Source organism: Nonomuraea sp. NPDC050202 (genome assembly GCF_040656115.1).
Lineage (GTDB): Bacteria > Actinomycetota > Actinomycetes > Streptosporangiales > Streptosporangiaceae > Nonomuraea.
This window is the reverse complement of sequence record NZ_JBFALF010000024.1, coordinates 138,521-161,099: the sequence shown is the minus strand read 5'-3', so window position 1 is coordinate 161,099 and position 22,579 is coordinate 138,521. Positions and strand designations below refer to the sequence as shown.

16 protein-coding genes are annotated in these 22,579 nt (G+C 69.7%); 7 read left to right on the top strand and 9 right to left on the bottom strand.

What is annotated here, in order from left to right; all coding sequences use genetic code 11:
- Positions 1-145: 145 nt before the first annotated feature.
- Complete coding sequence (locus tag AB0I79_RS43265) at positions 146-1,099, bottom strand: LysR family transcriptional regulator (RefSeq protein ID WP_357886164.1); 954 nt, start codon at positions 1,097-1,099, stop codon at positions 146-148.
- 72 nt (positions 1,100-1,171) lie between these two features.
- Between AB0I79_RS43265 and AB0I79_RS43260 the strand changes: the two genes are divergently transcribed.
- Together AB0I79_RS43260 and AB0I79_RS43255 are read left to right on the top strand one after the other, a co-directional pair.
- Positions 1,172-2,110: an aminotransferase class IV gene (locus tag AB0I79_RS43260; RefSeq protein WP_357886162.1), complete on the top strand. Its 939-nt coding sequence runs from the start codon at positions 1,172-1,174 to the stop codon at positions 2,108-2,110.
- Positions 2,110-2,478 carry a cupin domain-containing protein gene (locus AB0I79_RS43255; protein ID WP_357886161.1) on the top strand — a complete coding sequence of 123 codons (369 nt, stop codon included), beginning with the start codon at positions 2,110-2,112 and terminating at the stop codon, positions 2,476-2,478. The genes AB0I79_RS43260 and AB0I79_RS43255 overlap by 1 nt, the downstream gene beginning before the upstream one ends.
- Positions 2,479-2,617: 139 nt before the next feature.
- On the opposite strand, the gene AB0I79_RS43250 is transcribed toward AB0I79_RS43255, so the two are convergent.
- Entirely contained in the window at positions 2,618-5,128 is a 2,511-nt protein-coding gene (locus AB0I79_RS43250) for an FG-GAP-like repeat-containing protein (protein ID WP_357886159.1), read from the bottom strand.
- Positions 5,129-5,412: 284 nt separating this feature from the next.
- Between AB0I79_RS43250 and AB0I79_RS43245 the strand changes: the two genes are divergently transcribed.
- Entirely contained in the window at positions 5,413-9,348 is a 3,936-nt protein-coding gene (locus tag AB0I79_RS43245; RefSeq protein WP_357886158.1) for a hypothetical protein, read from the top strand.
- 300 nt (positions 9,349-9,648) lie between these two features.
- Entirely contained in the window at positions 9,649-10,896 is a 1,248-nt protein-coding gene (locus tag AB0I79_RS43240) for a hypothetical protein (protein ID WP_357886156.1), read from the top strand.
- Positions 10,897-10,995: 99 nt separating this feature from the next.
- On the opposite strand, the gene AB0I79_RS43235 is transcribed toward AB0I79_RS43240, so the two are convergent.
- The 4 genes from AB0I79_RS43235 to AB0I79_RS43220 form a co-directional block, all read right to left on the bottom strand.
- On the bottom strand, positions 10,996-12,936 hold the full coding sequence (locus AB0I79_RS43235; protein WP_357886154.1) for a serine hydrolase: 1,941 nt from the start codon (positions 12,934-12,936) through the stop codon (positions 10,996-10,998).
- Between the two features lie 75 nt (positions 12,937-13,011).
- Positions 13,012-13,926, bottom strand: coding sequence for a hypothetical protein (locus AB0I79_RS43230; RefSeq protein WP_357886152.1), 915 nt, complete (start codon positions 13,924-13,926; stop codon positions 13,012-13,014).
- Between the two features lie 100 nt (positions 13,927-14,026).
- A complete protein-coding gene (locus AB0I79_RS43225) occupies positions 14,027-14,434 on the bottom strand; it encodes a DUF3592 domain-containing protein (RefSeq protein WP_357886150.1) in 408 nt (135 codons plus the stop codon).
- Between the two features lie 296 nt (positions 14,435-14,730).
- Entirely contained in the window at positions 14,731-14,934 is a 204-nt protein-coding gene (locus AB0I79_RS43220) for a hypothetical protein (RefSeq protein WP_357886148.1), read from the bottom strand.
- Positions 14,935-15,193: 259 nt separating this feature from the next.
- On the opposite strand from AB0I79_RS43220, the gene AB0I79_RS43215 reads away from it, so the two are divergent.
- Entirely contained in the window at positions 15,194-18,001 is a 2,808-nt protein-coding gene (locus AB0I79_RS43215; protein WP_357886146.1) for a BTAD domain-containing putative transcriptional regulator, read from the top strand.
- Between the two features lie 305 nt (positions 18,002-18,306).
- Here the strand turns inward: AB0I79_RS43215 and AB0I79_RS43210 are convergent, their stop codons facing one another.
- The 3 genes from AB0I79_RS43210 to AB0I79_RS43200 form a co-directional block, all read right to left on the bottom strand.
- Complete coding sequence (locus AB0I79_RS43210) at positions 18,307-18,558, bottom strand: hypothetical protein (RefSeq protein WP_357886144.1); 252 nt, start codon at positions 18,556-18,558, stop codon at positions 18,307-18,309.
- A 456-nt stretch (positions 18,559-19,014) separates the two neighbouring features.
- Positions 19,015-19,611: a hypothetical protein gene (locus tag AB0I79_RS43205; RefSeq protein ID WP_357886142.1), complete on the bottom strand. Its 597-nt coding sequence runs from the start codon at positions 19,609-19,611 to the stop codon at positions 19,015-19,017.
- Between the two features lie 309 nt (positions 19,612-19,920).
- Positions 19,921-20,358, bottom strand: coding sequence for a hypothetical protein (locus AB0I79_RS43200; protein ID WP_357886140.1), 438 nt, complete (start codon positions 20,356-20,358; stop codon positions 19,921-19,923).
- A 525-nt stretch (positions 20,359-20,883) separates the two neighbouring features.
- On the opposite strand from AB0I79_RS43200, the gene AB0I79_RS43195 reads away from it, so the two are divergent.
- Both AB0I79_RS43195 and AB0I79_RS43190 read left to right on the top strand, forming a co-directional pair.
- Positions 20,884-21,276, top strand: coding sequence for a hypothetical protein (locus AB0I79_RS43195; RefSeq protein ID WP_357886138.1), 393 nt, complete (start codon positions 20,884-20,886; stop codon positions 21,274-21,276).
- A gap of 39 nt (positions 21,277-21,315) precedes the next feature.
- Positions 21,316-21,939: a hypothetical protein gene (locus tag AB0I79_RS43190; RefSeq protein ID WP_357886136.1), complete on the top strand. Its 624-nt coding sequence runs from the start codon at positions 21,316-21,318 to the stop codon at positions 21,937-21,939.
- Positions 21,940-22,579: the final 640 nt, after the last annotated feature.

Below are 22,579 nucleotides of genomic sequence, written 5' to 3'. Positions count from 1 at the left end.
CGATCGTCGTCGCTCAGCGCCCGCGCGTTCTCGCCCAGGGCGGCCCGTCCGCTGCGGGTCAGGCGAACGAGCAGGCACCGCTGGTCGTGGACCGAACGTTCCCTGATGATCAGACATCGTTGACCCAATCAATAAATACGTTGACTCAGTCAAGTGATACCGGATGGCCCGGTGCCCGTCCAGACCCCTCGGCGGACCGGAGCTGCGCGGCCACCGAGCGCAGCTGCTCGATCATCGCGGTGGCCGCGGGCAGCCGAGGTGCTTGTGCCGGCGTGGCGGTCATCACGGTCCTGGTCAGCGACGGTTCGCTCAGCGGGCGTACGACGAGGTCAGGAGCGGTCGCGGGGAGGGTGAGGAAGGGGGCGAGCGCCACCCCCAGCCCCGCGGCGACCAGCCCTCTGACCGTCATCTGGTCGTCGGTCCTGAAGGCGATGACCGGCTCGAACCCCGCCTGCCGGCATGCCTGGGGCAGGACGTCGACGGTGGATCCCCGGTGCACCCCCTGGATCCACCGCTCGCCGGCCAGATCGGCGAGCCGGACGCGGGCGCGCCCGGCCAGGCGGTGGCCCGGCGGTAGCGCGATGTGCAGCGGGTCGACGAGCAGCGGGCGCACCTCGACGTTCGAAGGAAGCACCAGGGGCACGGCGGGGAACTCGTACACGAGCGCCAGATCCAGTTCGTGCGCGGCGACGGCGGCCACGGCCTCATCGCGGTCGGCCTCGATCAACTCCACCGAGACCCCGGGCCGCTCGCGCAGGAAGGCGCGTACGGCCATGGGCATGAGCGTGGCGTTGGCCGTCGTGAACGACCCGAACCGCAGCCTCCCGCCCTCCCCGGCACAGATCGCGGCCAGCGTGCTCTCGGCGGCACGCAGCTCCGTCATGATCCGCTCGGTGTGGTCCAGGAGCGCCCGGCCGGCCTCGGTCAGCCGCACGCCCCGGGCGTGCCGTTCGAGCAGCCGGGCCCCGGCCTCCCTTTCGAGCACGGAGATCTGCTGCGACAGCGCCGAGGTGGTGTACGACAGCGCGGCGGCGGCGCGGGTGAGCGACCCATGGCGGGCCACCTCCCGCAGGACGCGGAGCCTGGCCAGGTCGAGCATGCGGAAACGCTAAACCCTTCGTTAAGAAGCTGTCGATTGTGCTTAACGGACGAAGCCTCTCATTCTGGCGGCATGCGATTCGGAACCCCTTACGACGAGGTCTACGCCGAAAGCGCGTTCGTACCGGAGAAGGAGTCCAGGCTCAGCGTCCTGGCCAACGCGGTCTCGTACGGCACGGGCACCTTCGAAGGCATCAGGGCCTGCTGGAACCCGGACCACCAGGAGCTCTACCTGCTGGAGGCGCGGGCCCACTACGAGCGGATGGCGCGCTCGGCCCGCATACTCGGGCTGGAGCTGCCGTACGGTCCGGATCATCTGGCCCGCCTCACCGCCGAGCTGCTGCGCCGCAACGGCGTGCGCGCCGATGCCTACGTACGTCCCCTCCTGCTGCAGGCGGGCGAGCAGCTGGCCGTCCGGATGCACGACTGCGGCACGCGCCTGTACCTGGCCGCGACGCCCATGCCGGACGACTACATCGACCGGCGCGGCGTGCGCTGCATGGTGAGCGCCTGGCGCAGGACCGGCGACGCCGCGGTGCCCAACCGGGCCAAGGTGATCGGCAGTTACGTCGGGCCCGCGCTGGCCAAGACCGAGGCGGTACGCAACGGCTTCGACGAGGCGATCATGCTGACCGGCGACGGCTACGTGGCCGAGGCCACCACCTCGAACGTGCTGATCAGGACCGGCGAGCGCTGGGCCACCCCGGCCGCCACGGACGACATCCTCGCCGGCATCACGCGCGGGCAGGTCATGCGCCTCCTGCGCGAGCTGACCGGTGCCGTCGTCGAGGAACGGCGCGTGCACCGCTCGGAGCTCTACTCCTGTGACGAGGCCCTGCTGTGCGGGACGGCCGTGCTCGTAGCCCCGGTGATCGAGGTGGACGGCCGGCCCGCCGGCGACGGGCATCAGGGCGAGACGACGCTCGCCGTACAGCGCCTACTGCAAGCGATCAGCCGCCGTGAGAATGCCGGTCATCCCGAATGGACCACACCCGTGTACGGAGCCGTCTGATGCTGACCACCCTGAACGCCATCCCGCCCACCCTCGTCTGGAAGGACGTCCTGGCCCGCGTGGTCCACGGTGAGCAGCTCACCCTGGCCGTCGTCGAGCTGCCTCCGGGCGGCCTGGTCCCCGAACACCGCCACGTCAACGAGCAGATCGGCCTGTGCCTACAGGGCACGCTCACTTTCCGTGTGGGCGAGGAGACCCGCGACCTCGGGCCCGGCGGCTCCTGGCGCATCCTCGCGAACGTTCCCCATGAGGTCCAGGCAGGTCCGGAGGGGGCGGTCGTGGTGGAGGCGTTCGCCCCGGTACGGGATGACTGGGCCGGGCTCGAGCAGGCAGCCCCGGCCACGCCGCGCTGGCCCTCTCCGTCCTGAAGCCGGACAAGCTCACAAGCGCGGGAGCGCCCCTGGGCCTGGCCGGCCGGTGGAAAGCCACACGGTGGCCGTGCGGCTGCTTCAGGATCCACAGATCGGTGGGCTGGACGCCGACGTCCAGCCCACCGGATCGCGCATGTCAGCCGATGGCGTTGATCGTCCAGTTGATCCCGATCCGGGAGCGGGTGCCGAAGCGACCGTTGCCAGTGCCGGGATAGACCCACAGATTGCCACTGCCGTCGAGGGCGACCAGGTCGGTCTTGCCGTCACCGCTCAGATCCATGGCCGCGACCTTGTACGCGCTCCAGCCGGTGCCGGATGGGGTACGGCCGGCAAGAGTGACACCGTTCTGGCTCGTGTTGGCGTAGAACCAGAGCTCGCCCGAGGTGTCGATCGCCATGACATCGGCGCGGTTGTCGCCGCTGAAATCGGCGGGGAAGATGCGGAAGCCGGTCCAGCCGCTGTTGCCGATCGCCGTCTTGCCGCCCCCGTCGGGGTAGTAGTACAGCGCGCCGTTGCTGTTGCTGATGCCGAACAGATCGGCTCGCGGCGTGTCGTTGGCGTTGCCCGCGGCGTGGACGTAGTTGGCCCAGCCGGTGCCGATCTGCTTCCTGGCGCCGGAGACCAGTTGTCCGCTCCGGTTGGGATACATCCACAGAACGCCGTCAGAGCCCTTCATGACGACGTCGGCCAGGCCGTCGGCGTCCCAGTCGGTGACGATCCACTTCAGTGAGCCCCACCCGCTGCCGATCTTGACCCGGTTGGCGCCGTTGACGGTGGTCAGTCCAGAGCCGCCCTGGTTCGGATACATCCACAGGTCACCGGCTCCGTCGGTGATGACGACGTCGTTGCGGCCGTCCCCGTCGAAGTCGTGATTGTTCGGCGCGGGCGTGAGCGAGAGCCGGTTCCAGGTCTGGAGAGTGGACAGGACGCCCTTGAAGTGGCCGCCGAGGCTCGCGGCGCCGGTCTTGTGCGCGCCTGCGCGCAGCGCGCCGGCGGCTTTCCACTTCGCCGTGTGCCTGACGCTGGCGACGTTCCGTCCGTTGACCCAGAGGATCACGACGCCGGTGGCGGCCTTGTAGGTCACGGCGACCTGTGACCAGACACCTGTCGGAGCGCTGCCCGCGGGGGCGGTGGCGGTGTCCCAGACGGGGCTGGCCACGTCGGATCGGCTCATGGCGAAGCGCCAGGATCCGTTCTCGGCCCAGAGTTTGAAGCCGGCGGTGTTGACGCCGTCCTGGGACAGAACGGTGCCACCGGCGGAGGCGGGCCCATCCCAGGTGTCCAGGGTGGGTTTGGCCCAGGCGCTGAGGCTGAAGTCGGCGTCGGTGACGACGGCGGGGCCGCCGGCCGAAAGGGTCCCGGTGGTGCCGTCGAGTTCGACGGCCGGGCTGAAGGTGTCTCCGGTCTTCCAGGTCGCGCCGGTGGTGGCGGTCAGCGGGAGGCCGGTTCCGGTGAAGGCGCTGTCGGCGCCGGCGCTCACGGCGGTGCCCGGAGCGGCTGCGGGGGGCAGGTCGGCCAGGGACCAGGTGTGGTCGGCCGTGCTGGTGGTGATGGCGTTGACCCAGGTCGCGAGATCGTCAGCGCGGGCGGCGGTGAGGGCGCTGCCGTTCCCGGCGGTGTCGGGGCATCCGGCCTGGCCCGCCTGACTGAGCACGGCGGCGAGCTTGCCGCCGTTGAGCACGGGCGCCCCGGCCATCCCGCTGCACACGAGCGGGCCGGCCGCGGCGGTCAGCGTCGTGGGGGTGGCGGCGGTGAAGGTGATCTGCGCGCTCTGCTGCCGGTCGGTGGTCCAGTCGGCGGCCGTCATGGCGGCGCGGCTGTGGCCGACGGCGGACAGCTCGACACCGGTGGGAGCGGCGGCGGCCAGCGGGATCGGGGTGATCCCTTCGATCGGGGCGGCCAGCCGGGCGAGGACCACGTCGCGGCCCTGACGAGGGCTCAGCCAGTCGACCTTGGTGGCGGCCTTTCCGGGGAACGCGACATAGGTCGCGCCGGCCGGCGGGCCCTCGGCCAGCTGGGGCTGGTTCGGATCGGTGGCCAGGCAGCTCGCGGCGCCGAGCACCCAGCGGGGCGCGACCAGCGTCGCGGTGCACTCGCGGCCGGCGGTGGCGAGCTTGCCGACCGCCGCGTGCTCGCCGGTGCCCGGTGCGGGGCCGGTGCCGGCACGCAGTTGCAGCAGCATGGTCGGCGACGCCTCCGGGTCCGCGCCCAGGCCCACTTGAGTGCTGCCGTCCGGATCCACGTCGACGGTGAGCTGCTCGCCGTCGTCGCTGCGCAGCTGCGCGGTCACCTGGTGACCGGTGCCTTCCCGCTGGCCGTCGCCGCGGATCTCGAACACGCCCGGAACTTCGAGGTTCAGCACGCCGGAGGATGCGGTGACCTTGAAGCAGACCCGGCCGATCCCGTCAGAGCCGATGGCCTCGTCGGTGGTCCAGATCTTCAGCAGGCCGATGTCGCCCTGCGCCGGCGTGGCGCAGTCGGCCAGCAGGATGTGGCCGTCGCCCGAGATCAGCCTGACGTTCTGAGCCGCCAGGATCTCCGCCGCGCCGGGGTAGGGGTGGACGCCGTTGTCCACCAGCGACGGAGGCGAGATCGCGGATGCGCCGGCCGGCGCCGGCCCGACAGCTACGGATAAGGACGCTGCCATCGCTGCGACGACACCCAGCGTCGCCCAGCGTGGTGGAGAATTCATGATCACAAACCTCCGGTGACTCCCCCGACCCGGCCAATCCGCGGGTACGAAACGAGGCTAGAGACGCCCGGTATGTAGACGGTATATCCGCTCATCTCCGGGATTGCCGGGCCTTCGAGCGTCGTGTGACACTCCGCAGTGCTGAATGGACGGTGATCGGTTGCGCCTCTTCAGCGCTCCCATGTGTGCGAAGGCTCGAGCGGTGACGGAGGCTGAACGTGCGTGCGTGGATACCGGTCATGAAGGGACGAACGCGCCCTGGTGCGGTGCGCCGGCAGGCGACGATCGCGGTACTCGTGGTCCTGACCCTGCTGGCCAACCTGCTCCGGGTGACGCCGGCACATGCCGAGCAGCCGGTCGCCGTTGATCGCTCCCACGTGGTGGCGGCCTGGCAGGGGGGCGGCCCGCAGGTCCGATCAGCGGCTGAGACGGCGCTGCTGGGTACGGACGAGCAGGTCCGCGCGTTCCTGGCCGAAGGATGGCGCCAGGCCCAGCGTCTCGACGAGCGGGACAATCTCGTGAGCGTCATCAGCAACGGCGGTCCCGCGCTACGCGCGAAGGCTCAGGCCGCCCTGGACGCCGACGCGGCAGGTGATCAGAACGCGATCACCACGTTCCTGGAGAGCGGATGGCAGGGCCCGTCGGACATCGACGCGCGGGTGTCGGTGAACCAGCTGATGAGCGCCGGCGGCGAACAGGTCAAGCAGGCGGCGCAGGCCGTACTGGACTCCGGAGACACTCAGGCGCTGCGGAAGTTCCTGGAGTCCGGCTGGCAGACGCAGTGGAACACCGACCAGCGGCTGCGGACCAACCAGGCCATCGCCACCGGTGGCCCGAACGTCCGCGCCGCAGGCCAGAAGGCGCTGGACGCGGGTACGCCGGAAGCGCTGGAGGCGTTCCTCACCTATGGCTGGGCGGTGGCGTCGGCGCGGGACGACGAGACCGCGACGCTGGAGGATCTGCTCGGCCAGGCGGAGGCGGCCGGTGCGCTGGCGGCGCAGGAGACCGCCAACGCCACCGGCGAGGCTGACCGTGCCGAGGACGCCGCGGCCGCGGCGCGCCGGTCCGCGGCGGAGGCCGCCAAGGCGACCGAGGCCGCGCGCGACAACATGGCCGAAGCGAAGGCGCAGGCCCAGCGGGCGGCCAGGGCGGCGCAGAAGGCGGCCGAGGCGGCGCAGGTGGCCGTCGAGGCGGCAGCGGCGGCGAACCGGGCGGCGCGAGCCGCGGCCACCGCGGCGGCACGAGCGTCGCAGCTGGCGTCGAAGGCCAATCAGAAGGCAGCCGAGGCCTATCGGGCGGCAGCCGAGGCGTCCGTGGATGCCAACAGGGCGGATGTCGCACGACAGGCGGCGCAGGAAGCCAACGCGATCGCCCAGCAGACGCGGGAGTTCGCCACCCAGGCGGAAGCGGCGGGCAGGGCGCTGGCCAACGGCCAGAAGGCCATCGCATCGGCCACGTCCGCGGCCGAGCACGCTCTGGCGGCAGCGGCCGCCAACGACGCGGCGGTCCGGTACGCCAACGCGGCCGGCGCGCAGGCCCATGAAGCGGTCGCCGCGGCGGCGAGGGCGCGGGCCAACGCCGAGCGGGCCGTCCGGGCGGCACGGGCGGCCGAGGACTATCTTGAGGTAGCCATCGACGCCGCGGACAAGGCGGCAAAGGCCGCCAACCGGGCAGCAGCCAACGCCGAGGCCGCGGCAGTCGCAGCCCTTGACGCCGCGGAGCACGCCGGCGAGGCCGCAGAGGCGGCGGAACGGGCCACCGGCCATGCCAACGCCGCCGTCGCGGCCGCGGAGGAGGCACTGAACACCGCAACCCAGGCAGCCGCGGTGTACGAGGCGGCGCGCACCGCCGACGCCGAGCGCCTGGCGGTGGCCCGGGACGAGGGGCTGGAGATCGCCCGGGCCGCCAACGTCGAGTACGAGGCGCAGCAACGCGTCGCCGACTGGGACCTCGACCAAGCCGCCAAACGCGACGCGGAAACCAACAGGCTCATCGCCGTGGCGCTGGACCCGGCCACCGAGCGTGCCGCCGCGGTGACGGCGGCCCGCAAGGCCGCGCTCAACCTGGCCGACGGCCAGGGCGCCTGGACCAAACAGGCGGCGCTGGCCGCGCTGGGCGGCGCCGACGATCTCGTGCTGGAGTTCGTCCGCACCGGCATCCCCAGCGCCGTCGCACAGGACAACCGCCTCGCGGTGATGAACCTGGCGGTGACCGAGAACGCCGCCCTGGCCACAGCGGCCAAGAACGCGCTGGCCGGCAGTGACCAGACGGTCGCCACCTTCTTGCGTACTCAGAACTATTCCGGCCGTTACGCCGCAGACCGGCTGAAGGTCAACCAGATCCTGACCGCAGCCAAGGCGGCCGGCGACGTCGTGCTGGCGCAGCGGGCCCAGCAGGCCCTCGACACCGACACGCTGCAGGCGCTGCGGGACTTCCTGGACACCGGCCAGTACACCGCGGCGGTCATCGGCGAGCGGGTGCTGGTCAACCAGATCCTGGCCAGCCCGGACAGCGGGCCGGAGGTGAAGGCGGCCGCGCAGATCGCCTTGGACGGACCCGCTCCAGGACTGCGGCAGTTCCTCAGCACCGGCCGGTTCACCGCGGCCGAGCGGGATCACGAAAGCGCGATCCACCTCGCTACGGTCGCCGGTCTGCTCAAGAAGATCAGCCAGGCCGCCGAGACGGCCATGCAGAACGCGCTGGAAGCGCAGAGCGTGGCCGCCCGCGCCCGCGACAAGGCCGCGGAGGCCGCATCCTACGCCCAGCAGGCGATCGACTCGGCGAAGCGGGCCGCCGACCATGCCCAGCAGGCCAGCGCCTACGCCGAACAAGCCGCCGGATCGGTGAGCAAGGCCGCGGCCGCGGTCAAGACCGCCCGTGAGGCGGCCACCAAGGCCAACACCTCGGCTCGCAGCGCCATCCGGTCGGCGACCTGGGCGATCGCCTCCTACGAGATCGCCGTCGACGCCGCCAACAGGGCCACCGCAGCGGCCCGCAGCGCCTACAGGTCAGCCAATGAGGCCGGCGCCGACGCCGAGGCGGCTGTCGCAGCGGCCAATGAGGCCTACGAGGCTTACGAATCTGCCGTCGGCGCGGAAATCGCCAAATGCGGTCACGAGTACACCAGGGACGATTACGCCAAGCTGGAGGATCTGTACGGCTTAGAAGAGGGCGGGTTCTACAGAAACTGCATCGAGAACGTCATCGGAAACCCGGAGGACCTGGCCACACGGGCCTACACCAACTCCGCCTTCTGCAACATATATCCGCAAGACAGCCAGTCTTACCAGAACTGCGTCAACTCCGTCTTGGACCCCGCGTTCGAGGGAATGCAGCGATACGTTCTCACGTTCCAGGCGCTCAAGTACGGCTACACCATGTTCGCTACGGGGTGGGCTCCTGCCACTGTCGGCTGTAGTTTCACCCGGGTCTGCGGAGCGGTGCTCACCGTTGTCGAGGTCGGCCTTGAGTTCTACCGCCTCCTCAATGGTGACCAATCGCTCGGCAAGACGCTGCTCAACATTGGCACGATAGTTCTCGAAGAGCTGGTCGCCGCCGGGATCGGCAAGCTGGTCAGCGCCGGCTTCCGGGCTCTCAAGAACGCCTACACGGCTGCCAGAACGGGCTCGGAAGCTCTCTCCGAGATCCGGATAGGCCTGATCAGGAGCAAGGAACAACTGGTTCTCTCGCACGTCCGGGCGATGGAGGCCAGCCTGCATTGGGCCGACAACTACACCACCCCCAGCGGCACTGCCTTCTTCTGGTCCGGCCGCACCGAGACGAGAAAAGATGTATACGTGTACGCCGGACCTGACGAGGCCGCCAGAATCGCGAGGGAGAGGAACGGCACCACGCTCGAGATCCTCATGGACGGTCGCGGAATTCCCCAGGCGTCCTGGGGTAGCAAAGATATGGACTGGGACCCCGCGGAGGTGCCGTGGGACGCCATCAAGGACCAGGTGGACGCCGTGTGGAAGCGGGTGTCGCGCGCCTATGCCCGGAATTCCTCCGGCGAGGTCCGAGTGGTTCTCGGAGAAAGCGTGCTCCCGGGGAGCGTCTGGAAGACCGTGGAATGTTTCGAGCTGCTGCTCAACCCCAGAGTCACCAAGATCGTCGTCATCGACCCGGTCACCAAGAAGGACCAGCGGGTCATCTCGGACCGCTCCCAGTGCTAGCCGGAGGAGTGCCGTTCACGTGCCATCCGCCGAATACCGGCCGCGGGTCACCTCGGCTTGGATGCACGATCGGCGGGACGAGAACCTCGGTCGGGCCCCGCGATCATGTCGGCACACGGTAGAACAGCCTGCCGATCGGCACCGTGCTGTTGACGCCTCCCACGACAGCGCGCGGCCGGCGGCCGGCCGGCGGCAAGCCCGTCGAGGTGCCGGCCGACACGGCACTATGGGTGCGGCTCACATTGACCGGCGCCTCCGGATCGGGCGAACTTGGCTCATCTCAGCTTCGTGGGAGGTCTGATGGGACGACGTTCGTGGACACGAATGGCCGCCGCCCTCGCGTTGGCAGCCGGTGCGCTGCTCGCGACACCCGCGGCGGCGACCGCGACGGCGTCGGTGACGCTGGAGGCCGCCTACACCTCGGGCCTGGAGAACGGCTGGGCGCTCGTCGAGCGCTACAAGGACAACTCCACCGGGTTCCAGGCCGAGACCTACCCGCCCGACGGGCGGGGCGATCAGAAGGGACAGACCAGGCGCCTGTTCGGCGACGTCGCCCGCCCGCACTCCTCGCGGTTCCTGCTGTACCACGCGCCGGGCTGGCAGACGGGTGCCAAGGCCACCCCCGTGCTGCTGGTGCACGGCGCCAACCAGACCGCCGACCTGGCCTGGGCCAACCCCAACGCCGCCGGCTCGTACGGCTGCGGCCAGGCCAGTTGCCCCACCACCGGGCTCATGCAGCACCTCAGCGGCCAGGGCTACAAGGTCTTCGCGATCGGCTTCCCGCATGTCACAGGGGACGGCCACTACTGGGCCGAGCAGATCCACGACGCCGTCGCCAGGATCCGGGCGAAGACCGGCGCCGCGCAGGTGGACGTGATCGGCTGGTCGAAGGGCGCGTTCAACGCCCGCATGTACGTCTCGTCGCTGCGCAGGTCCTGGGGCACGGCCTACGCGGGCGACGTCAGGAAGCTGATCCTCGTCGGTGGGCCGAACAAGGGATTCGACTGGGGCTACCGGCACGGCTGGACCCACGATTTCGCGATATTTCCGGAATGCGGCGGCTCGTTGAACGCCCCCGCGCCCCACACCCAGATGGTCTGTTACGGACTGTGGCGCAACCACCCCGAGCTGAGCTACGAGGGCACCGCCTACCCGGGCTCCGACGACATGCTCTACCGCTGGGACGACGTCTACCCGCTGCCCGCCGCCGAGCAGGACTGGTACACCACCTATTACGGCGGCACCGGCTTCTACACCGCCGGCCGGGGGATCCAGTGGGCCATCGACAGAGGCTCGCTCGTGCAGTCCCTCATCAACGCGGGGACTCCTTCGAGCGTGCCGGTCTACCAGCTGTGCGGCAACATGCCGGACATGGCCCTGCTGCACAACGAGCACACAGGGCCGTCCGACGGCGCCGTCTTCGTGGCGAGTTGCACCGCGCCCGACGGCCTCGCGAACCGGGCCGCCACGGCGACGCTCCCGCTCAACCACCTCAAGCTCGGCTGGTCCGCGACCGCCATGTCCCAGATCACGGCCTGGCTCGGCTGAGCGTTCCGCACGTCCCCTTGCCGAGACCCCAGGCCGCGCTGTTCCTGTGCCGCACCCTGGGGTCTCGGCGAGTTCGGGTTCACGGGCCCGCTCCGGTGACTAGAACAGGTTGTGGGCGGGCCAGGTGGAGACGGACCGGTAGACGTCCCACACCATCGTGTCCAGGTCGACGTTGTTGCCGTTGGACGCGGCCGCCCAGCAGAACTCGTTCCCGGTGCGCACGAGGATGGCCTCGGTGCCCGGGATGTAGCGGCCGGTGTGCCACCAGTTGCCGAGGTTGTTGACGTTCCAGCCGAGCGCGTAATCCGGGCTGGCCGCCGACGGTGTGGTCATGGTGGTGATCGTGTCGCGGCGCAGCAGGTCCGGGACGGTGGGGAAGCCGTCGGCGCGCACCGCGAACCGTACGACGTCCACCGGCGAGCCCAGCCAGCCGCCGTGCGAGTCCGTGCGCCGCACCGGGATGGCGTAGGGGTTGCCGGAGCCGTAGTAGATGACCTCGTCGGGCCGGCGCGCGGCGAGCGTGTCGCCGGCGAGGTGCATGTTGCCGATCCCGCTGGGCACGAACACGTTCTGCCGGACGTGGTCGGCATAGGCCTGCCCGGTCACCTGCTCGATGATCCGTCCGAGCAGGCAGTAGGTGAAGTTGGAGTACATGTGCCTGGTGCCGGGCGCGAACTGCAGCGGCCGGTTGTCCAGCACCCACGTGATCAGTTGCGCGTGGTTCATGGTGGGGTTGGTGAACATCGGGTCGGTGGTGTCGTTGGGCCAGCCTCCGGCGGTGTGCTCCAGCAGGTGCCTGAGCGTGATCGACTGCAGCGCCGCGGTGTACGGCTTGGTGCCGTAACGCGTCCCCAGGAGGGCGCCGGCTCCGAAGACGCGCTGGCCGAGCGCCAGGCGGCCGGCCTCGACGAGACGCATGACCGCGACCGCCGTGATCGGCTTGGAGACGCTGGCCACCCGCATGATGTGCCGTTCGGTGAGCCGTTCGCCGGTGTCCCGCCTGGCCAGGCCGTACCCCTTGGCGAAGACCAGCGCGCCGCGGCGCGCGATCGCCAGCGAGATACCGGCGACACCCGCGGCGGCCAGGTGCCGGTTGACGGTGGCGTCGACGCGGGAGAAGTCGTTGGCGGTCTGGCTCACCCAGATCGCGGCGAAGCGCGGCAGGCCGTACCCGCTCACCTTGACCGGCCGGTAGCCGCGGCGCAGATGATCGTCGAAGGCGGCCTGGTAGGCGGCGGAGTCGAGGCCGTGCCTGGCCGACCAGACGGGACCGTCGCCGTGCGCGAAGATCGCCGCGAACAGCTCGGTGCCGCCCACCATGTAGCCGCTGACGTGGACCGGGCGGTAGCCCTGGTTCGTGAGGCTGGTGAACTCGGCCTGGTACTGGGCGGCGGTGAGGTTGTGGCGTCCCACCCAGGCGGGCCCCGCGGTCTGCTCCCAGATCGCGGCGAACCGCGCCTGCCCGCCGACCTGGTACCCGTCCACGAGCACGAGCCGGTAGCCGAGGCCGAGCAGGCGGTCGAACTCGGCCTGGTACTGGGCCGAGGTGAGATCGTGGCGGGCCACCCAGGGCGGGCCGCCGGTCTGCTCCCAGATGGCCGCGAAGTGCGCTTGCCCGCCGATCTCGTAGCCGCTCACCACGACCGGGCGATACCCCAGGCCGGTGACGCGGGTGAACTCCGCCTGGTACTGCGCCGAGGTGAGCCCGTGCTTGGCGATCAGCGGCGGGCCGGGCGCCTGCTCCCAGATCCCCGCGTAGCGGGCCTGGCCGCCGACGGTGTACCCGTCGACGTGCGTGGGGCGGTAGCCCAGCCCCGCCAGTCTGTCCCATTCCGCCTGGAACTGTTCGGCGGTCAGGTCGTGGCGCGCGACCCACGCGAACGGCCCCGCCATCGCGGTCCGCGCGTCGTGGCCCAGCCCCGCCGCCGTGGCCGGCCCGTTCTGGCCGAGCCCTGCCAGGTCGAGGCCGAGGAGCGCGCCGAGCCCGGCCGCCGCGTGCAGGACATCGCGCCGGCTGTAGGGCACGAACGGAGACGTCATGGTCAACCCCCCAAAGCTGTTGGACGATCCAACGATGAGGTCGGCGGCGGGGGAAGAGCATGAGTAGCCCCCTACTCAGCCGGACGGGTCGCCCCGCAGCCCCTGGAACACGGGGTGTCGCCCTCGCGACGACGTGTCGTCCGCATCCATGTCCGCTGGTTCCGGTCCGTTGCGGAACCGGTAACCGGTCGACCGGAGGTGCCGGAATTCGAATATGGCCAGCACCAGCGCCGTGGCGGCGCCGCAGAGGTTCAGCGTGAGCCACAGCCAGTCGGGTACGCCGTTGGTGTCGTGCGCGATGATCTCCTGGCCGCTGACCAGCAGCATGAGACCCGTTGTGCCGATCGGTGCGAGCAGCGGATGGACATCGGCCATCCAGAATCCGGTGCGCGCCGCCCAGTAGATCGTGCAGTACCACAAGCACAGGAACCAGGGAATGAGGGCGATCACCAGGGCCACCGCGGCGAGCAGCCAGAGTGCTTCTGCCCCCGAGGCGTTGATGTCGACGTCATGCTGAAACTGCGCCTCACCGTTGGCGAGGGAGTCGAAGCTGAGCTCGCCGGCCGCGGCGAAGATCAACACGATCGGCAGGTAGAAGAAGGCCAGGGCGAGGACCGCGCGTCCTACCAGAAGCAGCACACCGGGCAGGAGCTGCTTGCGGTGGCCGGAGCGGGTCACGAAGAAGATCACGAGGAGCGGTAGCGGCAGCAGGACCAGAGCGAGCCGCCCGGTTTCCATCGCCTTTCGGATGATGTTGGCCCAGACGTCCTGGTAGCGGGAGGTCGCTATCAGGATCACGCCGAGGCCTACCACCGATCGCCAGAACGCCAGCCGGTCCAGCGTCCGGTCCTTGGGCGATGGGCCGACCCGAGGTTTGAACAGGAACTTGGCGGTCATCCACGGAAAGAGCACGGTGGCGATGACACGCCTGGTCGCGTTGCCCTCATCGGGATTGAGCCCGCGGCCGTGGTTCGGTTGTACTGCGGACATCTGGCTCCTTTGCGATATCGACCCGGTACCGCGGACGCTCTGGTGGTTCTGGGCGGGGAAACCCGAGCTCGCAGGAGTTCGGAGCGCGGCCCGACCGGCGTCAGATGATGTCGAGAGTGATGAGCAGGCTGAGGGTCACGAAAAGAAGGCCGGCGCCCGTCAGGATCTGCCCCAAGGTGGAACCGCGCTGACCGCCGGTGTCGATGCGGGCATGTCGCAGCTTTTGAGGGTCGTAGAGGATGGTGACGCGGTCTCCTGGTCGAGGAGGGTCGGCCTCACCGAACTTCGAGGTGGCCTCGACCTCGTGGCCTTCGAGAGTCGTGAAACGGAAGATCGGCCTGGACGTGGAGCTGTCAGGGTCACGGCTCCGCACCAGACCGGTGATGACACCGGGTACCCGAACCCCGCGGGCTCGGAGCCGTCGTGTACTGATCAGCAGCCAGATACCCCACGCCAGGTAGGCCAATCCGAAGAAACAGAGCAGCTCGGGTGCGGATGTCGATTCCAATAAGGCTCCTACAGCGGCTTCTCGTGTTCAGATTTGGAATGACTCCTTTAGCGGATTGACTGAATAACCGGCGGGTTGGTTCATGGAGATGATCGGAGTGTGAGCGGGATCACAATGACATTTATCGGGTCGATCAATTCGGACAATATGGCATTGGCGATGGCAAACGATCAGTTCTGGGAGGCGCTGTCCGCGCCGCCGAGGTGGCCCGGCACGGCGAGGGCCGGCGGCCCGGCCGGGAGCGCTCACACGAAAGCCCAGGCCGGTCGGCCTGGGCTTTCGGTCGACGGTGTTGTTTACGGAATGGCGAGGGCGTACATCTTCACGCCGCCGACCTTGACCGTGGTGCAGTAGTACTCGGGGCCCCCGGTGTTGGCGGCGCTGTTGCATGCCTTCGCGCCGGCGGTGGTGTACGGGTACCACCTGAGGATCGTCTCCGCGGAGGCGGGCGCCGGCGCGAGGGTGACGGCGATGGCGGCGGCGGCGATGGCGGTCGACATTCCGAGAGAGAAACGCCTGACAGCGGTCTTCATACGCCAATCCTTTCCAGGTATGGAGTCTCGGCCGCAGGGAATGCCGCGTTCATTCGGGCTCTCCGTCTGCGGAATTACGGTCTGACCTTATGGATCCGGCGCCCGATTTCCGCCTGTTTTCCGCACTGTCCCCTGATCGGCGGTGATGGCCCGGGAACCGAGCCCTGATGATCGTCCGCCAGTACACTCGTCCGCAGTCAGAAGCGGAAGGGGTGGGGAACCGCTGATGGAGGGCGGCGACGGCACCGCGCCGGCGGTCTTGTTCCGCCTCCTCGGACCTGTCCAGCTGCAGGTGGGAGCCGAGCGGATCACCTTCTCGGGGAACCAGGGCGCCGTTCTCGCGGCGTTGCTTCTCCACGCCGATCGAGTGGTCTCGACTCAGCGGCTGGCGGAGGCGGTCTGGGATCGGCCATGGCACAGCCGCTCGGCCTCCAGGGTCAGAATGCTGATCTCCGAGGTACGCCGGGCCTGCGCCGCTCTGGACGCCGACGTCATCGACACTCAGCGGCCGGGCTACGTCCTGAAGCCGGCCGCCGCCAGGATCGACCTCTCCTGCTTCAACTCCCAGGTGGCGCTGGCCCGTGCGGCCATTACAGCGGGCCGGCACGAAGAGGCGCTGGGCCACTACGACGAGGCGCTGAGCTGGTGGCAGGGCGCCCCGCTCGCCGGGATCCGCAGCTCGTTCGCCCAGGCGCAGGCCGACTGGCTGGAAGGGCTGAGACTCGACGCGCTGGAGGAGCGGCTGTCCGTGCTGCTGGCGACGGGCAGGAACACCGACGTCGTCACGGAGGCGCGCGTCCTGGCCGGCGAGGCCCCGCTCAGGGAACGCCTTCACGGGCATCTCATGGAGGCGCTGCACGAGAGCGGCCGGCGCAGCGAGGCCCTGGAGGTGTACCGGCAGTTCAGGAACCGGATGGTCGAGGAGCTGGGGCTGGAGCCCACGAGCGAGATCCGGCAGGTGCAGCAGCGGATCCTCCGGTCCGACACGGCCCCGCGACAGCGGCGGGAGGCGCGCCGGGCGTCCCTGCCCGTGCCCGTTCAGCTTCCCGCCCCGCCCGCATCGTTCACGAGCAGGGAGCGCGAGCTGCGGGAGCTCGACCGGCGGATGGCCTCCGGGGCGGACAACGTCGGCGTCGCCGTGATCAGCGGGCCCGGCGGCATCGGCAAGACCTGGCTGGCGCTCCACTGGGCGCACCGGCACCGCGACCGCTACCCGGACGGGCAGCTGTACGCGAACCTCCGCGGTTTCGACGACGTCCAGGAGCCGGTGCCGCCGGGCACCGTACTGCGCCACTTCCTGGGAGCGCTGGGTGTGCCTCCCGAGGCCATCCCGGCGGACCAGGAGGCGCAGGCCGCGTTGTACCGGTCCGTCCTGGCGGAGCGCCGGCTGCTCATCGTCCTGGACAACGCCAGGGACAGCGCCCAGGTGACCCCGCTCATCCCCGGAAGGCCGGGCTGCGCCGTGCTGGTGACCAGCCGGAACCGGCTCGTGAGCCTGAACGCCACCCACTCCGCCGGATTGCTGGAGGTCGGCGCCTTCTCCGACGGGGAGGCCCGCCGGTTGCTCTCCCGCCACTTCGGCCCGCAGACCATGGCCGCGGACCCCGCCTCCGTCGCCGTGCTGCTGGAGCACAGCGGCGGCCTGCCTCTGGCCCTCGGGGTGCTGGCCGCGCGCGCCATCGCGCAGCCCGGCTTTCCGCTGGCCGTCCTCGCGCAAGAGCTGCTCGATCCCGCGACCAGGCTGGACGCCCTGCAGACCGGCGATCCGGGCGCCGGCCTGCGTGCCGTGTTCGCCTCCTCGTACGCGGCGTTGGATCCGCCGGCCGCCCGGCTCTTCCTCCTGCTGGGAATGGCTCCCGGCCCCGAGACCGGCCTGCCTGCCGCATCCGCCCTCGCGGGACTCCCGACCGCCGAGACCCGCACCCACATCTCCACGCTCGAGACCGCCAACCTCCTCCGGCAGCTCTCGCCCGGCCGCTACCGGATGCATGACCTCGTCCGGCTGTACGCCGTCGAACGGGCCGAGGCCGACCTGCCCGCGGACGTGCGGGAACAGGCCCTGGTACGTCTGGTCGAGGCGTACACGGCCATGGCCTTCGCCGCGGACCGGGTGCTCTTCCCGCACCGCCCGGCCATCACGCTCGCCCGCGGGGAGGGGGACCTGCCGGAACTCCCGGACGCGACCACCGCGATGGCCTGGTTCGAGACCGAACTGCCGTGCCTGCTGGCCGCGCAGCTCCTGGCCCCCGAGCTGGGCCTGGACGCGGAGGCCTGGCAGCTCTCGTGGGGCATGAACTCCTTCCTGCTACGCCGCTCCTACAACCGGGAGCGGCTCGACAGCTGGAAGATCGCGCTGGCAGCCGCGCAGCGGCTCGACGACCCGCACACGTCCGCCGTGGTCCTCTGGCACACGGGGTACGCCTACGCGGCCGCCGGCGACCGCGAGGTGGCGATCCACCACCTCGACCAGGCCTTAGCGCTGTTCGAGAAACTGCGGGACCGCTCCCGGCTGGCCCAGGTACACCACACGCTCGGGTGGGTGTGGAGCAGATACGGAGAGCTGCGGCGCGGGCTCGGCCACGCGCAGGCGGCGCTGCTGCTCCAGCGAGAGGCGGGCGACCCCATCTGGGAGGCCAACGCCCTCAGCGCCCTGGGCTGGATCCACCTGCAGCTCGGCGATCACGAGGCGGCGAGCTCCGCGTGCGAGCAGGCCCTCGCGCTCTTCCGCCGCCACCAGGACCGCGGCGGCGAGGCGGCGACGCTGGACAGCCTCGGCATGCTCGCCCTGCGTGAGGGCGAGCACGAGCGTGCGCTGGAGTACTACGGGCAGTCCGCTTGCCTTCGCAAGGGCACCGGCAACGCCTTCCAGGGCGCCGACACGCTGGTGGGGCTGGGGGACGCGTACCACGCCCTGGGGAACGACTCGGAGGCGAGAGCGGCCTGGCTGGAGGCACTGGATCTGTACGGTTCCCAGCATCGCCTGGGCGAGGTGGAGCGGGTGATGGAGAGGCTGAGCGGCATCTCATGGAGGTGACCCGGCCCTCCCTGGAGGGCGACGACAGGGAGCTCCGCTCCCGCCGGTGACGTGAGCGGTGGTGCCTGCAGTCCCATGTTCGGCGGAGCGCCTGGCGGTCACCTCCGCCGCATCGGATCACGACAGGCCTCGGGCGTCCCGGTCAGCCCCTGCGGCGGCTCGTCCGCCGATCGCACGGGCCCCTACCATGCGGTGGGGCCGATGGGTCATGGATCCTCGTGGAAGCGACGGTCTGCCCCTTGGGACGGCGTTCCGTATGCCTGGGGAAATTCCTGGAAGCCGAGCACTTGGAGCAGTTCCAGGCGCTAGCGGCCTTCGTGGTCGGCGGGGGTGAGCACCATCAGCCGCTGCTGGTGGTCGAGTCCGACGAGTGTCTCGCAGTTCAGGAGCAGGTGGCCCGCCCACGGGTGGATCACGGTCTCGCGGTCCGTTCGTTCGACGGCCACCTCGTGCTCGGCCCGCATGCGGCGGAAATCGCTGCTCTTCGCCTGCAGCCGCGCGACGAACGCGGCGACCGTGGGATCGCTGGCGTGCCGGCCCTCACCCGCGGTCGCCACGGCGCGCCCTGCTACGTCACCGACGGCACCCCCATGCCGATCCGCGACTTCTTCACTGCCCTGCCGGCAACCCCAGGATGCTGACGTCACCGCCGGCCGGAGCATCCCGCGAGCCGCCGCCGCGCCGATCGCAGCCCTGATGGACGGCAGCGCATGCCTGCTCCGCAGACGCACCCCGCCCCGGGTCACCAACTGGCTGGTCGCCGACATGGGCCGCGACCGCTCCTACGACATCAGCGCCGCCCGCACCGACCTCGGCTGCCGACCACGGATCAGCGTCGACGCCGGCCTGCGGGAGATGGCACCCCAGAAACCGGCGCCGCCAAAGCCCCAAGCTGTCCACGCTCATCTGAGCGAGGCCGGGCGCGCCGGTCGGCATCACGACTGCGCGTGCCCCCGGATGCGGCGCGACTTGGGCAGCGCGCGCGTCATCGCTTCCATTACCTCGGCCCTCGATCAAGGGGCGTTGTGGTGGTCCATGATCCGGTGTATCTGGCTGGGTGTGCGGATTTCGACAGCGTGAGGAGGGATCTTGATCTCCTTGAAGGTGGGCGCTGTCGAGGCCCAGTTGCGGTGACGGCCGCGGCGGTGCGTCTCGGCGCTGTTCATGTGCCACACGCTCGCTCGCAGGGAGAGCGAGTCCACCAGCCACAGTTGGTAGTCGTCACGGTGTTCGGCCAGGTGGGTGAGGTACCGGAGGAGTACGGTCCGGGCGACCGTCTCGGCCGTATCGGCCAGGGTGATGCCATCGGAGTGCTCGCTGGGAGCCGGGTGCCAGCCTTTGGTGTGCTGGTCGGTGTATTCGATGAGGTAGGCGTATTGCTCAGTGGTCTCATGCGCGTCCGATGCGCCGGGTTGTGCGGCTGCCTGCGCCGATAGCTGGGCCCAGTTGGCGATTCGGGTGTATAGCGCCACTTGCTGTTGGGCTCGCGGAGCGTCGTCGTCGTGGGCTGCGGTCTCGTCGAGGTGCGGCATGTTGAGCAGAGCCGCCACCTGATGAAGCCGCCCGGGAGGAATCAGGCGGTTCCTAACGTCGGTGAGATCGTCGATCACGGTGCTCAGTGTGGAGGGTCGCCAACGATCGGTCAGGAGAAGGCAAAAAGATCTTCCAAGTCCTGCGCGATGATCTCGGTGACGCGTCAGCGCCATCTGGATCGAGGGCGCGGACTTCGACGCGGCGGCACCCGTATTAGGAGAGATCGAGTCTCTTCGAGTCCAATATATCTACTTATGGGCGATATGTGGTTGCTGCTCACCGTGCATTGGTGCCTCGGCAAGGACCTCCCATCGTCCATCGCTTGACGGGTGTCTGGCCTGGTCAAAACGATACTAGCGGCCGGAGCCTTGCAAGACGTTCCCGCTCTACACGTGCGGGTGCTCTGCAGCGGACTGGCACCGCTGCAGCCGGCTCGACGGGCTGCAACTTCGGCGTAATGGAACGCCACGCCGGAGGTGGTAAGGGGGTTCGGGAGCAACGAGACGGACAGCCCCGGCCGAGTGCCGCAGCAGGCCGGTCAGCTCCGTAGTGCCCGCCTCCTGTGGATCACGGGCTGGGCTCGCCTCGTCCAGCACCCACGGCCACCCATCGGCAGGAAGCGCGGTGATCGCGATCCGGGCACGCTCATCGAGGCCGAAGCCGACCGAGTATGGAGCCTGGCGGCTGCGCGTGCTCAGCGCGGTAATGAAGGCCAGCAGCTCGATTGTGGCGCCTGCCCCGTCGCAGGTGATGACGATCCTTCTGCGGTGCTGAGGCGGGATCTGCGCGATCGCGGTGGCCAGCACCTCAAGGTGATCGGCCACGTTGTTGGCGCCCGCGTTGCCGGGCAGCTTGATAGCCAGGCGCTCGCCGGTGTCATCGCACCACGCGGTCAGCGGGAACAGCCCGTAGCTGCCTATGAACGTCCTGGCCCCGGCTTCCTTGCCGCTGTGACAGAGCTGGATCGTGGCATCCAGCCGATCAGGACCCCTTCGCCGAGGCGCCGTAGCAGGTCCGTGAGGCCGGTACGCCCCCGCGCGCGGCGATCAACTCCCACACCCGCCGGAGAGCCCTGGCCTGCGCGCGGCGGAGGCATTGTTCCGCTGCCGGCCGGTCGCCTCCGCCAACGCCCGCCACGCCGTCGATCGAGACTGGACGTGGCCTGCTGGTGTCCTGTCTGCGCGCCACCGGTCGCAAGGTGTATGCGATCAACCCGCTGGCTGTGGCCTGTGACCGGTGCGCCTGCGGCGGCCCGTATGGTCTCGTGGCATCCGTTGTGCCAGCCGGTCAAAGGATCGGACCTTTGCCCACTCGTTACCGTTCGATTGTATTCAATTACAATCAGTGACATGATGTGGCGTCGTGATCGGAAGGGAGAGGCGATGCCAGGCTCGATGCTGGTAGCAACGGGAATGCTGACTGCTTCGCTGATGGTAACTGGGCTCGTGTGGGCATCTGGACGGCCTTGGAACGATGGGTACGGCCGGCTCGGGGAGGTAGAGATCAGCGACGACCGTAAAGACATCGCACTGTGTGATCGCCTCGATGATAAGAACAAAGTGGCCGTGGAGTACCAGACGACGATCGGCCGAACCATTCTCCTGCAGGCAGGGCCGAAGCGCGGCTGTGTTCTGGATTCGGTGTTCTTCGGCTCCATCGAGCGGGCCAAATTCTGCTACGGCCCTGACGTCGATCCCGAGGGTGGCTCGTGGCGCTGGTGTAATCCGGCACGCAACTTCTAAGACCAAGGCTTCCTTTCGTGAAGGATTGGAGGAGCGGGTGTGCTGACTGGAGTCGCTTCACGTGGGCTGCCGCAGTGGTCCCGTCAACGCAGCCCGGGGCTTGCCGCGCTCGCCGTCCTGCTGGTGCTCGGTGGTGCCCTGGCCACGACGATGCTGGTGATGCGTGCCGACGAACGTACGTCCGTGATCCGTGTCACCGGGCGGGTCGGCGCCGGTCAGCCCTTCGGCGGCGGCGTACTGCAGGAGGCCCGCATCGCTGACGACGGGGCCTCGTACTGGCCCTGGTCCCAGCGTGATCAGGTGGCGGCGGCCGTGGCGACGGTCACGGTGCTGCCGGGGACGCTGCTCACCCGGCCGATGGTCACGGATGGCGCAGCGGTCGCGGGGAGGCCTGTCAGGCTGGGGCTGGCGCTCAAGCCAGGCCAGGTGCCCTATGACCTACAGCGAGGGGAGCGGGTTCAGCTCATCCACGTGCCCGGACGCAGGAACGGTTCCGAGGGGCCGGCGCTGGTCGTGGAGGAGGCGGTCGTGGACGCCGTGAGCTACACGTCCGGATCGGCCGGCCAGGCCACGGTCATTGTCGACAGCCTGGTAGCGCCGGTGGTCGCGGCCCACGCCGTCAGCGGTGAGATCGCCATCGCAGCCATACGCGCCCAACCCTGATACCGGAAAGACTGCACGGCGTCGTCGCGACGTCGGAACGCCAACGCCTACGCCGATCCTGATCGTCCACCCAGCCCGGCGGCATGGGACGCGGGGGATGCGGCCTACCGCGTGGGGCGGGGTGACGTACAACGGACCGGCTGCACAGACAGGCACGGCGCTTATCGCCTGAAAACCTTCGAACATGGCCACCCGCGAAGCCGCCTCTGACGCGCAACTGCATGCCGACGCCGACCCCGCCGTACTGACCGCATACGACGCGCCGTTCCTCAGAGAGCCCTACTCGTCGGCTGAGGGCGTGCCCGGGCCGCCCGCCGAGTTGTTGACTCTCGCGCCAAGACGGCCCAGCACGCGTCCTCCCGAAACATCACGGTGTAGTGGCCGCCCCTCATACCCATGCATCGGAAGGCACTGGCCGGGCCCCCTCCTTGAGTGCCTTCCGTGGAGTAGTCCGGTGGAGACCGTGACCGCTCCGGCGCACACCGAGGGTCCGGCAGGCGATCGTCATCGCCGTGACCCATCTCACACCTGCCCAGGGGGCCTGGCGGCGAGGCCATCCTCATGCTGACCGCGTATGGGGCGCTGCCCGCGGCCGACTTCGGCCGGGCTGTGGACCACACGGTCCCCGGCGAGCAAGTCA